13 protein-coding genes and 4 pseudogenes are annotated in these 15283 nt (G+C 66.3%); 10 read left to right on the top strand and 7 right to left on the bottom strand.

What is annotated here, in order from left to right; all coding sequences use genetic code 11:
* The first annotated feature begins 115 nt into the window (after positions 1-115).
* The 4 genes from T428_RS0107935 to T428_RS0107950 are packed head-to-tail and all read left to right on the top strand — an operon-like array spanning position 116 to position 3622.
* Complete coding sequence (locus T428_RS0107935) at positions 116-1795, top strand: nitrite/sulfite reductase (RefSeq protein WP_025736050.1); 1680 nt, start codon at positions 116-118, stop codon at positions 1793-1795.
* A complete protein-coding gene (locus T428_RS0107940; RefSeq protein ID WP_025736051.1) occupies positions 1792-2535 on the top strand; it encodes a phosphoadenylyl-sulfate reductase in 744 nt (247 codons plus the stop codon). The genes T428_RS0107935 and T428_RS0107940 overlap by 4 nt, the downstream gene beginning before the upstream one ends.
* The gene (locus tag T428_RS0107945) at positions 2514-3245 is read left to right on the top strand and encodes a sirohydrochlorin chelatase (protein ID WP_084298671.1); all 732 of its coding nucleotides are present in this window, start codon (positions 2514-2516) and stop codon (positions 3243-3245) included. Before T428_RS0107940 ends, T428_RS0107945 begins: the two co-directional genes overlap by 22 nt.
* Before the next feature lie 47 nt (positions 3246-3292).
* Positions 3293-3622, top strand: a complete 330-nt coding sequence (locus T428_RS0107950; RefSeq protein ID WP_025736053.1) for a hypothetical protein — start codon at positions 3293-3295, stop codon at positions 3620-3622.
* A gap of 3 nt (positions 3623-3625) precedes the next feature.
* Here the strand turns inward: T428_RS0107950 and T428_RS0107955 are convergent, their stop codons facing one another.
* The 5 genes from T428_RS0107955 to T428_RS0107975 form a co-directional block, all read right to left on the bottom strand.
* On the bottom strand, positions 3626-4693 hold the full coding sequence (locus T428_RS0107955; protein WP_025736054.1) for a sulfate/molybdate ABC transporter ATP-binding protein: 1068 nt from the start codon (positions 4691-4693) through the stop codon (positions 3626-3628).
* Between the two features lie 15 nt (positions 4694-4708).
* A complete protein-coding gene (cysW, locus tag T428_RS0107960) occupies positions 4709-5527 on the bottom strand; it encodes a sulfate ABC transporter permease subunit CysW (RefSeq protein WP_025736055.1) in 819 nt (272 codons plus the stop codon).
* Complete coding sequence (gene cysT / locus T428_RS0107965; RefSeq protein ID WP_025736056.1) at positions 5524-6405, bottom strand: sulfate ABC transporter permease subunit CysT; 882 nt, start codon at positions 6403-6405, stop codon at positions 5524-5526. The genes cysW and cysT overlap by 4 nt, the downstream gene beginning before the upstream one ends.
* Entirely contained in the window at positions 6402-7439 is a 1038-nt protein-coding gene (locus T428_RS0107970; RefSeq protein ID WP_051465162.1) for a sulfate ABC transporter substrate-binding protein, read from the bottom strand. Before T428_RS0107970 ends, cysT begins: the two co-directional genes overlap by 4 nt.
* A 305-nt stretch (positions 7440-7744) precedes the next feature.
* On the bottom strand, positions 7745-7939 hold the full coding sequence (locus T428_RS0107975) for a hypothetical protein (RefSeq protein ID WP_036467652.1): 195 nt from the start codon (positions 7937-7939) through the stop codon (positions 7745-7747).
* 299 nt (positions 7940-8238) lie between these two features.
* Between T428_RS0107975 and T428_RS0107980 the strand changes: the two are divergent.
* Positions 8239-10149 (top strand): annotated as a pseudogene (locus tag T428_RS0107980) (glycoside hydrolase family 15 protein); the annotation flags it as partial.
* A 12-nt stretch (positions 10150-10161) separates the two neighbouring features.
* Here T428_RS0107980 and lepA read toward each other — a convergent pair.
* Positions 10162-12148: pseudogene (gene lepA, locus T428_RS0107985) on the bottom strand (translation elongation factor 4).
* Between lepA and T428_RS26505 the strand changes: the two are divergent.
* Positions 12125-12724, top strand: a pseudogene (locus tag T428_RS26505) (type II toxin-antitoxin system PemK/MazF family toxin). The pseudogenes lepA and T428_RS26505 sit on opposite strands and share 24 nt — an antisense overlap.
* A gap of 87 nt (positions 12725-12811) precedes the next feature.
* On the opposite strand, the gene T428_RS0107995 reads toward T428_RS26505, so the two are convergent.
* Entirely contained in the window at positions 12812-13240 is a 429-nt protein-coding gene (locus tag T428_RS0107995) for a CBS domain-containing protein (RefSeq protein WP_025736061.1), read from the bottom strand.
* Positions 13241-13391: 151 nt separating this feature from the next.
* On the opposite strand from T428_RS0107995, the pseudogene T428_RS26510 reads away from it, so the two are divergent.
* The 4 genes and pseudogenes from T428_RS26510 (at position 13392) to T428_RS30995 (ending at position 15280) form a co-directional block, all read left to right on the top strand.
* Positions 13392-14235, top strand: a pseudogene (locus T428_RS26510) (ribonuclease Z).
* Between the two features lie 2 nt (positions 14236-14237).
* The gene (locus T428_RS30985; RefSeq protein ID WP_051465163.1) at positions 14238-14597 is read left to right on the top strand and encodes a hypothetical protein; all 360 of its coding nucleotides are present in this window, start codon (positions 14238-14240) and stop codon (positions 14595-14597) included.
* Positions 14579-14968, top strand: a complete 390-nt coding sequence (locus T428_RS30990) for a glycosyltransferase family 9 protein (protein ID WP_025736063.1) — start codon at positions 14579-14581, stop codon at positions 14966-14968. Before T428_RS30985 ends, T428_RS30990 begins: the two co-directional genes overlap by 19 nt.
* 87 nt (positions 14969-15055) lie before the next feature.
* Complete coding sequence (locus tag T428_RS30995; RefSeq protein WP_025736064.1) at positions 15056-15280, top strand: glycosyltransferase family 9 protein; 225 nt, start codon at positions 15056-15058, stop codon at positions 15278-15280.
* The last annotated feature ends 3 nt before the right edge of the window (positions 15281-15283 follow it).

Below are 15283 nucleotides of genomic sequence, written 5' to 3' on the forward strand. Positions count from 1 at the left end.
CTTGATTCCGTAGACCCGCCCACCTGCACGCCCAGCTGGCGCCGGATCTGCGCCCGCCGTAGGAGACCGGTGAGTCGCGTGTCCACGCTTGCACAGCCCGCGAAGGAGACTTCGAATGACGACAGCTCGTCCCGCTGCGCCCGACAAAAAGGCCCGAAGTGAGGGCCAGTGGGCGCTGGGTGATCGCGAGCCGCTCAACCCCAACGAGGAGATGAAGCAGACCGGCGCCCCGCTCGACGTGCGCGATCGCATCTTGGACACCTACTCCAAGGACGGCTTCGACAGCATCGACAAGAGCGATCTGCGCGGCCGGTTCCGCTGGTGGGGCCTGTACACCCAGCGCGAGCAGGGGTACGACGGCTCGTTCACCGGCGACGACAACGCCGAGTTGCTGGAAGCCAAGTACTTCATGATGCGGGTGCGTTGCGACGGCGGCGCGGTGTCGGCGGCCGGCCTGCGCACCATCGGCCAGATCTCCACCGAGTTCGGCCGCGACACCGCCGATATCTCCGACCGCCAGAACGTGCAGATCCACTGGGTCGAGGTGGAAAACGTGCCGGAGATCTGGCGCCGACTGGACGAGGTCGGCTTGCAGACCGCCGAGACCTGCGGCGACTGCCCCCGGGTGATCCTGGGCTCTCCCCTGGCCGGTGAGTCCCTCGATGAGGTGCTCGACCCGACCTGGGCGATCGACGAGATCGTGCGCCGCTACATCGGCCAGCCCGAATTCGCCGACCTGCCGCGCAAGTACAAGACCGCCATCTCGGGCCTGCAGGATGTGGTGCACGAGGTCAACGACATCGCGTTCGTCGGCGTCAACCACCCCGAGCACGGCCCCGGGCTGGACCTGTGGGTCGGCGGCGGGCTGTCCACCAACCCGATGCTGGGCCAGCGCGTCGGCGCCTGGGTGCCACTCGAAGAGGTGCCCGAGGTGTGGCACGCGGTGACCTCGATCTTCCGCGACTACGGTTACCGCCGGCTGCGGGCCAAGGCGCGGCTGAAGTTCCTGGTCAAAGACTGGGGCATCGAAAATTTCCGCGAAGTCCTCGAGCAGGAGTACCTTAAGCGTCCCCTGATCGACGGCCCGGCCCCCGAACCGGTCACCCACCCGATTGACCACGTCGGCGTGCAGCGGCTCAAGAACGGGCTCAACGCCGTCGGCGTCGCCGCGATCGCCGGCCGGGTGTCGGGCACCATCCTCACCGCGGTGGCCGACCTGGCCGAGCGGGCCGGCTCGGACCGGATCCGGTTCACGCCCTACCAGAAACTGGTCATCCTCGACATCCCCGACGACAAGCTCGACGAGCTGATCGCCGGCCTGGAGGCACTCGGCCTGCAGTCGAACCCCTCGCATTGGCGCCGGAACCTGATGGCCTGCACCGGAATTGAGTTCTGCAAGCTGTCGTTCGCCGAAACCCGGGTCAAGGCACAGTCTTTGGTGCCCGAGCTGGAGGCTCGGCTGGAAGACATCAACTCCCGGCTCGACGTCCCGATCACCGTCAACATCAACGGCTGCCCCAACTCGTGCGCCCGGATTCAGGTCGCCGACATCGGGTTCAAGGGACAGATGGTCGACGACGGCGACGGCAACTCGGTCGAGGGCTTCCAAGTGCATCTGGGCGGCAGCCTCGGCCTGGACAGTGGATTCGGTCGAAAACTGCGTCAGCACAAGGTCACCAGCGACGAGCTCGGTGACTACATCGATCGGGTGGTGCGCAACTTCGTCAAGCACCGCAACGAGGGAGAGCGGTTCGCGCAGTGGGCAGTTCGCGCCGAGGAGGGTGACCTCCGATGAGCACCGACACGACCGACCAGTCCTACGCCGCACTGCGCGAGCTGGCCACCCGCGGTGCCGCCGAACTCGAGGGGGCCAGCGCCACCGAGCTGTTGCGCTGGACCGACGAGAATTTCGGCGGTATCAACGGTCCGCGCGGCTGGGCGACATGCAATTACGTCGTCGCCTCCAATATGCAGGACGCCGTGCTGGTGGATCTGGCGTCCAAGGTGCGCCCCGGCGTGCCGGTGCTGTTCCTGGACACCGGTTATCACTTCGTCGAAACCATCGGCACCCGCGATGCCATCGAATCCGTTTACGACGTGCGGGTTCTCAATGTCACCCCGGAGCACACGGTGGCCGAGCAGGACGAACTCAAGGGTAAGGACCTGTTTGCGCGGGACCCCGGCGAGTGCTGCCGGTTGCGCAAAGTGGTGCCGCTGGGCAAATCGCTCGCCGGTTACGGCGCCTGGGTGACCGGGCTGCGCCGGGTCGAGGCACCCACTCGTGCCAACGCACCGCTGATCAGCTTCGACGAGGCCTTCAAGCTGGTGAAGGTCAACCCGCTGGCAGCGTGGACCGACGAGGACATGCAGAACTACATCGACGAGCACGACGTGCTGGTCAATCCGCTTGTCTACGAAGGCTATCCGTCGATCGGCTGCGCCCCCTGCACGGCCAAGCCCGCCGAAGGCGCGGACCCGCGCAGTGGACGCTGGCAGGGTCTGTCCAAGACCGAATGCGGGCTGCACGCGTCGTGAGCACCCTGGTGCTGACCGCACATGGCAGCAAAGATCCACGGTCGGCGGCCAATGCGCGGGCCGTCGCCGCCCACGTGACCCACTTGCGGCCGGATCTCGATGTGCGACTGGCATTCCTGGAACACAGCTCACCGAGCCTGGCCGATGTGCTCGCCTTGACGGACGGCCCGGCGGTCGTCACTCCGCTGCTGTTGGCCAACGCCTACCACGCCCGCGTCGACATACCCGCGCAGATCGCCAATTGCGTTACCCCTCATCATGTCTGGCAGGCTCCGGTGCTCGGCGAGGACGACCGGCTGGTGTCGCTGCTGCGCCGCCGCGTGACGGAGTTGGGCGTCTCGCGCCTCGACGACAGCGTCGGCGTCCTGGTGGTGGCGATCGGAACCTCGGACCTGGCGGTGAACGCACGCACCGGCCGGGTGGTGCCAAAGCTGTTGGCGGGCACGTCCTGGGCCGGAGCGACCACCGCGTTCGCCACCCAACAGGAACGTTCGCTGACCGAAGCGCTGGGCAGATTGCGCCGCCAGCGCGTCGGCCGGGTGGTCATCGCGCCATGGTTCCTGGCACCGGGACTGATACCGGATCGGGTGCAGAGGTTCGCCGCCAAGACCGGCATCGAGATGGCGGCCCCGCTGGGCGTCGATCGGTTGTTGGCCGAGACGGTGCTGGATCGCTTCGCCGAGGCGACCGCCGGCCAGATCGCGGCCTGAGCGGCCTGCGCGTTACGCCAAATCGCTTGCGGCACTAACATGGCGCAATGGGCGGTCACGACTCGCACCGGCTCGCCGAACATCTGGCCAGCCTGCCGCACTACCACGTCGTCGCTCAAAACCGGAACAACGAGCTCATTTACAGCGACGGACTCACCTGGCCGGGCGCAGAGGGATTCGCCGCGGACCTGATCTCACCGGCGCCGGGCGCACCGCTGCCCGACGTGGAACTCGAAGCGGTGTGGATCGTCGAAGCCGACCCACGATGGTGCCCGTTCGCCCACGGCGACGAGACCGACGAATCCGACGAGCTGACGGTGACCGAGTACCTCGAGCGGCTGACCCAGCAACCGCGCTACTGGGCGGCACCGCAATAACCGTCAGGCCGACGTCAGGGTGCCCTGTTCGGCATCGGCGCCGGCCGCGGCGTCGGCGATGATGGGCGGCACCCGGGTGGCGCGCACGTAGACGGTGTCGCCGTCCTTCAGGGCCAGCGCCTCGGCGTCGCCGCGGGTGATCTGAGCGATGAAACTGCCGCCGGTGGCCGCGCTGGTCAGCTCGACGCGCACCTCGAAGCCCAATGCCACGACGCGGTCGACGGTCGCGCGCACCACCCCGATGGACTCGGCGGTGCCATCCCCGCCGGCAATCGCCATCTCGGGGTTGCGGCCGACCCGAATGTCATGCGGGCGAACCAAACTGCCGTTCAGTGTCGACACCGCGCCCAAAAACGACATCACGAACGCATTCGCGGGGGCGTCGTAGACCTCGGTCGGGGACCCGACCTGCTCGATGCGGCCCTTGTTGAGCACCGCGATCCGATCGGCGACATCCAGCGCCTCGGCCTGGTCGTGGGTGACGAGCACCGTGGTGACGTGGACCTCGTCGTGCAGGCGCCGCAGCCAGGCCCGCATATCCTCGCGCACCTTGGCGTCCAGCGCACCGAACGGCTCGTCGAGCAGCAGCACCTGCGGGTCGACGGCCAGTGCTCGCGCCAGCGCCATCCGCTGACGCTGACCGCCGGAAAGCTCGTTGGGGTAGCGACCCTGAAAGCCGCTGAGCCCCACCACTTCCAGCAGGTTGTCGACCTTCTGCTTGACCTCGGCCTTGGGCCGTTTGCGGATCTTCAGTCCGTACGCCACATTGTCGCGCACGGTCATGTGCTTGAACGCGGCATAATGCTGGAACACGAATCCGATGCCGCGCCGCTGCGGGGGCACCCGGGTGACGTCGCGGCCGTTGATCGTGATCGTCCCGGTGTCGGGCTGGTCAAGCCCGGCGATGGTGCGCAGCAGGGTCGACTTGCCCGAACCGCTGGGGCCGAGCAATGCCGTCAGCGACCCGGCGGGAACCACGAAGTCCACATGGTCCAACGCGACGAAATCGCCGTAGCGTTTGTTGGCGTCGCGCACGGTGATCGCGAGATCGCCGGTGTTGGCGTGGGTCATGTCCGATTCTCCTTGTCAGGCCTTGCTGGCTGCTCGTGCCCGGCGGGCATCCAGAACGACCTGGACGATCAGCACCGCCACCGCGACACCCATCAACAACGTCGACAACGCGTAGGCGCCATATTCGGCCCCCCGGTTGTAGCGGTCCGAGACCAGCAGCGTCAGTGTCTGCGACTTCCCCGGAAGGTCGGACGACACGATGATCACCGCGCCATACTCACCGAGTGTACGAGCGATGGTCAGCACGATGCCGTAGGTCAGGCCCCATCGAATGGACGGCAGCGTGATCCGCCAAAACGTCTGCCACCAATCAGAACCCAGGATGGCCGCCGCTTCCTCCTGGTCGGTTCCCAGTTCGTGCAGGACCGGCTCGACTTCGCGCACCACGAACGGCAGCGTGACGAAGATGCTGGCGAGGACGATGCCGGGCAGGCCGAAGATGATCTTGAAACCCAGGTCCTTTTCCACGAAGCCGAACGCACCGGCCGAGCCCCACAACGCGATCAGCGCCACACCGACGATGACGGGAGAAACGGCGACCGGCAGGTCGATGACCGCCTGCAGCACGCGTTTACCGCGGAATCGGTTGCGAGCCAAGACAAGTGCGGTGGGCACGCCGAAGAGGACATTCACTGGCACCACGATGGCCACCACCAGCAGCGACAAGTCCAGCGCCGATATCGCCGCCGGGGTGGTGATCCGGTCGACGAACTCGCCGAACCCGGGTTCGAACGTGCGCCACAGGATCAGTGTCACCGGGATGACCAGCAATACCAGGATGTAGGCCAGCGCCGCGTATCGGGTGAGGTAGCGAACCCACGGCGACGAAGTCACGACGATCCCTCCTCGTGCCGGGCCGCGCGCGCGCCGATCAGGCACAAGGTGAACAACACGACGAACGAGATCAACAGCAGCACAATGGATATCGCGGCGACGCCGGTGCGGTCGTCGTTCTCGATCAAGGTGCGTATCCACTGCGACGACACCTCGGTCTTGCCGGGCACCGCGCCACCGATCAGCACCACCGAGCCGAACTCGCCGATGGCCCGCGAAAACGCCAGGCCCGCACCGGACAACAACGCCGGCAGCAGCGACGGCAGCACCACCGAGGTGAACACCTTCGGCCCACTGGCGCCCAGCGACGCCGCAGCCTCCTCGGTTTCCCGATCGATTTCCATCAGCACCGGTTGCACGGCCCGCACCACGAACGGCAGCGTGACGAACGCCAGCGCCACCGCTACGCCCCACGGGGTGTGCTGCAGATGAAGACCCACCGGGCTGTTTTTCCCGTACAGCGCCAGCATGACCAGGCTGGCGACGATGGTCGGCAACGCGAACGGCAAGTCGATGATCGCGTTCACGAGACGCTTGCCGGGGAAGTCGTCACACACCAGCACCCACGCGATCAAGAGGCCGAATAGCAGGTTGAGCACCGTGACCTCGGCAGAAATGCTCAGCGTCACCTCGAACGAGGCCAGCGCCGCACGCGACGTCACGGCCTCGGTGAACGCCTGCCAGCCGCCACCGGCGGCCTGCCAGGCGATGGCGGCCAGCGGCAGCAGCACGATCAGCGAGAGCCACACCGTCGCCACCCCGACGCGCAGCGACGAGTTGCCGCGCCCGAAGGTCCGCGCGACCAGTTGCGCGGTGTCCCCGGGCTCGTCGAGCTCGGGCCGAATCGCTTCCGGGTTCGGGGTGGTCGTCACGGTCATCCGGTGGCCTTCGTATAGATCTTGGTGATGCTGCCGTTGCTCTTGTCGAAGAGCTGCGGATCGACGGTGGCCCAGCCGTTCAGCTCGGCGACCGTCCAGAGCTTCTGCGGCAACGGGAATTGGACGCGGAAGTCCGCGGCGACCGACGGGTCAATCGGTCGAAAACCGGCCTGCGCCCACAGTTTCTGCACCGCGGGCGTGTACTGGAAGTTGCGGAACGCGGTTGCCACCTGTAGGTGCGGGCTGGTGGTCACCACTGCCAGCGGGTTTTCGATCTTGAAGGTCTGCGGTGGGTTGACGTGTTCGACCGGCTTTCCTTGCCGCTCGGTCGCGATGGCCTCGTTCTCGTAGCTGAGCAACACGTCGCCGCTGCCCTGGATGAAGACATCGGTCGCTTGCCGTGCCGATCCGGGCCGCAATTTCACGTGTTCTCGTACCAACTGACGGACGAAGTCAAGTCCCGCTTGGCTGTTGCGGCCGCCCTCGCTCTTGACGGCGTACGGGGCGAGCAGATTCCATTTGGCCGAACCCGAACTCAGCGGGCTGGGCGTGACGACCTCGACACCCGGCCGCAGCAGGTCGTCCCAATCTTTGATGTGCTTCGGATTGCCCTTACGCACTAGGAAAGTCACCACCGACCCGAACGGTATGCCCTTGGTCGCATCGGCGTCCCAGTCCTTAGAAACCTTGCCCGCCTTGACCAGTCGAGTGATATCCGGCTCGACCGAGAAGTTCACCAGGTCGGCCGATTTCCCTTCGGCGACCCCGCGAGACTGGTCGCCGGAGGCGCCGTAGGAGGTAATCACCTGCACGCTCTTGCCCTCCTCGGAGGCGTTGAATGCGGGAATCACCTTGCTCCATCCGGGTTCTGGGGCGGAGTAGGCGACCAGGGTGATCGTGGTATGCGCGCTCGTGGGCCCGCTGCCGCCCACGACGTCGCTGGGGCCGCCGCCACAGGCCGCGACGACACCGACGATCAGCGCGAGCGCGACCAGGGGTCGCCAGCGCGGTGCGCCTGCCTTGTCGATAAGCATTGACGGCCTTTCGGTGCGGGCTTACGGATATCGGTCCGTTGCTGCGGAAAGGCAATGAAAACGTCAGGGGAATTCCCGAACTCCCTACCAAACCGCGCGCGGGTGGTAGTCAGCGACAACAGTGCACGAAGACATCACATTCCGGAGCGTCGGAAGTCAGGTGCATGGCGCGAAGCCTAACAGGAATCCACTGACCCGCCACCGGACCGGGCGGCACCCGCCTCAGTGCGTCACCCACCACGCGACGATCACCAATACCACGAGCGCAACGAGGACCAACGTCACGTGAGACCGAGGCATCGCGGTTACCTGGGCGTCCCGTCGGTCTGACGAGCCCGCTGCATCAATTCGATGCCCTTGCTGAGCACGGCTTCCAGCGCCACCGCCGCCAGGTACGCCACCGCCAGCACGACCGGCATCACCACCGTGGCCTGCAGCACGAACGGAAGTCCGGAAAGCCACAGCTCATTTCCGTCCCACCAATTGAGGAACGCGTTCACCGAACTCACCCTATTCGTCCGGGCAGTCGAAACACCAATGCCGGCCGCAACGGTGCTTGGCCTGCGGTAAGCGCGGGCCGACGTAAGAGTCACGGTGAGGGAAAACACGCACCCAAGCTCGCCCCGGGGTCCGATGGACGCCGGGCGGGTCGACAGATGATGATGTCGAGATGGTCATGCACGCCGAACCCGCCGACCAGGCCGCCAACCGTGAGCCCGAGCAGGCGTTTGAATCAGCCCGCCAATCGCCGCTGGCCTCGCCGCTCGATTTCAGCGCGCCGGCGCCGTTCAGCTCCGGCTGCGCACTGCGCAACCCGTTCCCGCCGATCGCCGACTACGCGTTCCTGTCCGACTGGGAAACGACCTGCCTGATCTCCCCCGCCGGCTCGGTCGAGTGGCTGTGCGTGCCCCGGCCGGACTCGCCCAGCGTGTTCGGCGCGATCCTGGACCGCAGCGCCGGGCACTTCCGGCTCGGCCCGTACGGCGTCTCGGTGCCCTCGGCCCGCCGCTACCTGCCCGGCAGCCTGATCATGGAAACCACGTGGCAAACCCACACCGGCTGGCTGATCGTGCGTGACGCGCTGGTGATGGGCCCCTGGCATGACATCGAGCGCCGGTCCAAAACGCACCGTCGAACCCCGATGGATTGGGATGCCGAGCACATTCTGCTGCGCACCGTGCGGTGCGTCAGCGGCACCGTCGAGCTGGTGATGAGCTGCGAGCCGGCGTTCGACTACCACCGCATCGGCCCCACCTGGGAATACTCCGCCAACGCGTACAACGAGGCGATGGCTCGTGCCAGCAAGCAAGCGGACGACCATCCGGAGCTGCGGCTGACCACCAATCTGAACATCGGGCTGGAGGGCCGCGAGGCCCGGGCCCGCACCCGGATGAAGGAGGGCGACGACGTGTTCGTCGCCCTGAGCTGGACCAAGCACCCGGCGCCGCAGACCTATCAAGAGGCCGCCGACAAGATGTGGCAGACCACCGAGTGCTGGCGTCAGTGGATCAACATCGGCAACTTCCCGGACCATCCGTGGCGGGCGTATCTGCAGCGCAGCGCGCTGACCCTGAAGGGCTTGACCTATTCGCCCACCGGCGCGTTGCTGGCCGCCAGCACCACGTCGCTGCCCGAGACGCCGCAGGGCGAGCGCAACTGGGACTACCGCTACGCGTGGGTCCGCGACTCGACCTTCGCGTTGTGGGGCCTGTACACGCTCGGCCTGGACCGCGAGGCCGACGACTTCTTCGCGTTCATCGCCGACGTGTCCGGCGCGAACAACAACGAGCGTCACCCGCTGCAGGTGATGTACGGCGTCGGCGGCGAGCGCAGCCTGGTCGAAGAGGAACTCAACCATCTGTCCGGCTACGACCACGCCCGCCCGGTACGCATCGGCAACGGCGCCTACGACCAGGTGCAGCACGACATTTGGGGCTCGATCCTGGATTCCTTTTATCTGCACGCCAAGTCACGCGAGCAGGTTCCGGAGACGTTGTGGCCGGTGCTCAAGAAACAGGTGGAAGAGGCGATCGCGCACTGGCGCGAGCCCGACCGCGGCATCTGGGAGGTGCGTGGGGAGCCGCAGCACTTCACATCGTCGAAGGTGATGTGTTGGGTAGCACTGGACCGCGGGTCCAAATTGGCCGAGCGGCAAGGCGAGAAGAGCTACGCCCAGCAGTGGCGGATGGTCGCCGAGGAGATCAAGGCCGACATCCTCAAGAACGGGGTGGACTCCCGCGGCGTGTTCACCCAGCGCTACGGCAGCGCCGCGTTGGACGCCTCACTGCTGCTGGTGGTGCTGACCCGCTTCCTGCCGCCCGATGACCCGCGGGTGCGCAACACGGTGCTGACGATCGCCAACGAGCTCGCCGAGGAAGGCCTGGTGCTGCGCTACCGGGTGGAACAGACCGACGACGGGCTGTCCGGCGAGGAGGGCACGTTCACCATCTGCTCGTTCTGGCTGGTGTCGGCGCTGGTGGAGATCGGTGAGGTGGCTCGGGCCAAACGGCTGTGTGAGCGGCTGCTGTCCTACGCCAGCCCGCTGCATCTGTACGCCGAGGAGATCGAGCCGCGCACCGGCCGGCACCTGGGCAATTTCCCGCAGGCGTTCACCCATCTGGCGCTGATCAACGCGGTGGTACACGTGATCCGCGCCGAGGAGGAATCCGACGGCTCCGGGATGTTCCAGCCCGCCAACGCGCCCATGTGACGAAAGCAGGCGCTATTTCTTGGCTTTGTCGCCTGCCGCATCGGTGGACAGCGCCGCCACGAAGGCCTCCTGCGGGACATCCACGCGCCCAATGGTTTTCATCCGCTTCTTGCCTTCCTTCTGCTTTTCCAGAAGTTTGCGTTTGCGGGTGATGTCGCCCCCGTAGCACTTGGACAGCACGTCCTTGCGGATCGCGCGAATGTTCTCGCGGGCAATGATTTTCGATCCGATCGCTGCCTGCACCGGCACCTCGAACTGCTGGCGCGGGATCAGTTCCTTCAGTTTGGTGGTCATCTTGTTTCCGTAGGCGAACGCCGAATCCTTGTGCACGATCGCCGAAAACGCGTCGACGGCCTCGTCCTGCAGCAGGATGTCGACCTTGACCAACGAGGCTTCCTGTTCGCCGGCTTCCTCGTAATCCAGGCTGGCGTAGCCGCGGGTGCGCGATTTGAGCGAGTCGAAGAAGTCGAAGATGATCTCGCCCAGCGGCATCGTGTAGCGCAGTTCGACGCGCTCCGGGGACAGGTAGTCTATGCCGCCGAGCTCGCCGCGGCGCGACTGGCACAGCTCCATGATGGTGCCGATGAACTCACTAGGCGCGATGACGGTCGTCTTCACGATGGGTTCGTACACCGTGCGCACCTTGCCTTCCGGCCAGTCCGACGGGTTGGTCACCACGATCTCGCTGCCGTCCTCCTTGATCACCCGGTACACGACGTTGGGCGACGTCGAGATCAGGTCCAAATCGAACTCGCGCTCCAGCCGTTCGCGGGTGATCTCCATGTGCAGCAAACCCAGGAAGCCACACCGGAATCCGAAGCCCAGCGCCACCGACGTCTCCGGCTCGTAGGTCAGGGCCGCGTCGTTGAGTTGCAGTTTTTCCAGGGCGTCGCGCAGGTCCGGGTAGTCGGATCCGTCGACGGGATACAGCCCCGAATAAACCATCGGCTTGGGTTCGCGGTAGCCGGTGAGCGCTTCGGTGGCACCGTGGCGGGCCGTCGTCACGGTGTCACCGACCTTGGATTGGCGGACGTCCTTCACCCCGGTGATCAGGTAGCCCACCTCCCCCACGCCCAGCCCCTCGCTGGCCTTCGGTTCGGGCGAGACGATGCCGACCTCGAGCAGCTCGTGCGTCGCGCCGGTGGACATCATCGCGATGCGCTCGCGCGGCGTGATCTTGCCGTCCACCACGCGGACGTAGGTCACCACGCCGCGGTAGATGTCGTAGACGGAGTCGAAGATCATCGCGCGGAGGGGCGCGTCCGCGTCGCCCTGCGGCGGCGGCACCTCACGCACCACGTGGTCGAGCAGGTCGGCCACGCCCTCGCCCGTCTTGCCGGACACCCTCAGCACGTCGCCGGGATCGCAGCCGATGATGTGCGCGATCTCACCGGCATAGCGATCCGGGTCGGCGGCGGGCAGGTCGATCTTGTTGAGCACCGGGATGATGTGCAGGTCGCGGTCCAGCGCCAGATAGAGGTTGGCCAGCGTCTGGGCCTCGATGCCCTGCGCGGCGTCGACCAGCAGCACCGCGCCCTCGCAGGCCTCCAGCGCGCGCGACACCTCGTAGGTGAAGTCGACGTGGCCGGGGGTGTCGATCAGGTGGAGCACGTACTGCTCGCCTTGGACCTCCCACGGCAGCCGCACGTTTTGCGCCTTGATGGTGATGCCGCGCTCGCGTTCGATGTCCATCCGGTCCAGGTATTGGGGACGCATGGACCGCTCGTCGACGACACCGGTGAGCTGCAGCATCCGGTCGGCCAGCGTGGACTTCCCGTGGTCGATGTGAGCGATGATGCAGAAGTTCCTGATCTGCGCCGGCGCGGTGAAGGTCTTGTCGGCGAAACTGCTGATGGGAATCTCCTGGCGGGTGCTGTTGATGCTGCTTGACCGGTACGTCCAGGGTATCCATGCGGGCTGGTCGGGACATACTCGGACACGGTCGTGCCGGTCGGCGCACGACTATGCTGCGACTATGGCGTCCAGCCGGAAATCGCAATGGAAGACCTTACCATCGGTTCGCCCAGAACGTCGTCGTTTACGGGGTCGCGCGGTTCATCCAGCAGGTGCAGACCGCGCACGCGGTGCACCGCGAAATCGAACAGGTCGTGAAAGCCACCGCGAGCGCGCGAGCGTCCAGCGACTCGGAGCCGACGTCAATCACCGAGGGCCGCCCGGTGACCAGCGACAGCTTCCCACCGCGCAACGGGCCCGCGAAATCGTCTACGCCCCCGACCTCGACGGTCGGGCCGATCCCGGGGAAATCGTCTGGACCTGGGTGGTCTACGAGGACGATCCCACCCGCGGGAAGGACCGCCCGGTGCTCGTCGTCGGCCGCGACCGCGGCGTGCTGCTCGGGCTCATGCTGTCCAGCCAGGAGCGCTATGCCTCCGACCCGGATTGGGTCGGGATCGGCACCGGCGACTGGGATGCCGAGGGCCGGGAAAGCTGGGTGCGGCTGGACCGGGTGCTCGACGTGCCCGAAGAGGGCATTCGCCGCGAGGGCGCGGTCCTGAACCGCGAGATCTTCGACGTGGTGGCCACGCGGCAGCGCACCGACTACGCCTGGCGCTGACTCAGGTCCATTTCTTCGCCGAACGTACTCTGGTGGTGACAAATCCGCGCGTTTCTCGCCATGGTTGCACGTTCGGCGAAAGGGCGGTCAGCCCTGCGTGATGTAGGACTGCAGCTGCTGCTGTTCGGCCTCGAGCTCTTCCATGCGCGTCTTGACGACGTCGCCGATGCTGACGATGCCGATCAGCTTCCTGCCATCGAGCACGGGCACGTGACGCACCCGGTTCTTGGTCATCAGCACGCTGATCTCGTCGACCGTGTCGGACTTCGTGCAGGTTGCCACCGTCGCGGTCATGATCTTGGAGACCGGGCGGGTGAGCATGCTGGGCCCATGGGCGTGCAGCTGGCGCACGACGTCGCGCTCGGACACGATGCCGACCACTCCCTCGTCTCCCACCACCACCATGGCGCCGATGTTTTGCTCGGCGAGGCCGGCGAGCAATTCCCGGACCGTCGCGTCGGGATTGATCGTGGTGACCGCCGCGCCCTTGTTTCGCAAAACGTCCGCTATCCGCATCGAGCCTCCAGCTGGTTGTGATCTGCTTCACACCAGGCTACGGCTAACTCGCGCGGCGTGAAAGCCAACACGAGAACCGGCAACCGAATCACCAACCGATACCCGCGTGCCCGCGGACCAAACATGCGAGCCGTCTTGGAAGATTGGGGCCATGATCGAGATCACCCTGTTGGGAACCGGCAGCCCCATCCCTGATCCGAACCGGGCGGGACCGGCGACGCTGGTGCGGGCCGGCGGGCAGGCGTTCCTGGTGGATTGCGGGCGCGGTGTGCTGCAGCGCGGCGGCCGTCGGCATGGGTGCCGCCGGGTTGTCGGCGCTGCTGCTCACCCACCTGCACAGCGACCACATCGGCGATCTCGGCGACCTGCTGATCACCCGGTGGATCACCCCACGTTCACCCCCGATCCCGCGCCGTTCTTGATCGTCGGGCCGCCGGGGACCGCCGAGACGGTCGAGGCCATGCTGAAGGCGTTCGGCCACGACATCGGTTACCGGATCGCCCACCACGACGACCTGAACACGCCACCGCCGGTCGAGGTGCACGAGTACACCGAGGGGCCGGTGTGGGACCGCGACGGCGTCTCGATTCGGGTCGCGCCCACCGACCACCGGCCGGTGGCACCGACCATCGGATTCCGGATCGACGCCGACGGCGCCTCGGTGGTGCTGGCCGGGGACACGGTGCCGTGCACCAGCCTGGACGAGCTGGCGGCCGGGGCAGACGCGTTGGTGCACACGATGATCCGCAAGGACATCGTCGCCCAGATCCCGCAGCAGCGGCTGCAGGACATCTGCGACTACACACTCGTCGGTCGAAGAAGCCGCGGCGACCGCGGCCCGCGCCGGGGTCGGCACGTTGGTCATGACGCACTACGTGCCGGCGCTGGTGCCCGGACAGGAAGAACAGTGGCGCCCGCCGGCCGCGTCGCAATTCGGCGGGCGCATCGAGCTCGGCGACGACTTGCACCGGGTCGAAGTCGCGCCGCAACCGTAGCCATGGAGGACCGCCCAAGCGCCAGTGCGACTCACGACGACGAGCACTGGGCAGACGTTCAACCCGGAACGCTGTCCCATCTGCTCCGGGCAGGTAGGCCCGCGGTGTTTTTCGCCGCCAACATCGGTGATTCGGTCATGTTGCTGCCGACGCTACGAGCGCTGCGCGAAATGTTCGACGCCCCACTCACGCTGGCCGCTCCGAAGGTGGCCTTCGACCTGTGTTTCCGGGAGGTCAGTCCGCACCTGGTCGACATCACCGGCGTACCGGAAACGGGTCCGCCCCTACCTCCGATTCGGTCACCCGACTGTGCGGCCCTGGCCGCGCAGTCGGCCCCGTCGACGTGTTCATCAACACCGTGATCACCAACATGCCGATGGGCACGTTTCAGGAACTGCAGGCGCGTCTTGCCCCCACCACGATTGGCTTGACCAACGACTACACGGACTATGACGTCACGGTGCCCAGACAGGCGTGGCATGCCTGCGATTCGCTGTTCAAGTTGGCACGCGTTTTCGATCCGTCGCTGCGGCTCGAGGACTACGCGCAGCCGGTGCCCATCCCCGCGTCGGTCCAGGAGCAAGCTCGATCGATGCGCGCCGCGCTGCCCGCGGGGACCAAGGTGCTGGTCGTGCACGCCGACACCAATTGGAAAGAAAAGCGTTGGCCCGTAACACGCTTCATCAATCTGCTGGACCGATTCTTGTCGAATCACCCCGAGTTCGTGGCATAGGTCGTCGGGCTGGGACACGAAGAATTCAACGTCGGGTGTGCAGGTGACCGCGTCGTCTCCCATCTCGGGCTCCCGCTGGATCTCAGCATGAGCATGGTCGCCAACGCCGACCTTTTCCTGGGCATCGACTCCTGCATGCTCCACGCCGCGGATCTGGCGCGGGTTCCGGGCGTCGGACTCTTCGGTCCGACGCGATCGGCGACGTGGGGATTCCGGTTCGGGCCGCACCGGCACATCGACCAGCGAAAGATGGCCGACATCAGCGTCGACGCGGTGCTCGATGCGCTGGAAGCCATTGCCGACGAACGATGATTT

Source organism: Mycobacterium genavense ATCC 51234 (genome assembly GCF_000526915.1).
Classification (GTDB): Bacteria; Actinomycetota; Actinomycetes; order Mycobacteriales; family Mycobacteriaceae; genus Mycobacterium; species Mycobacterium genavense.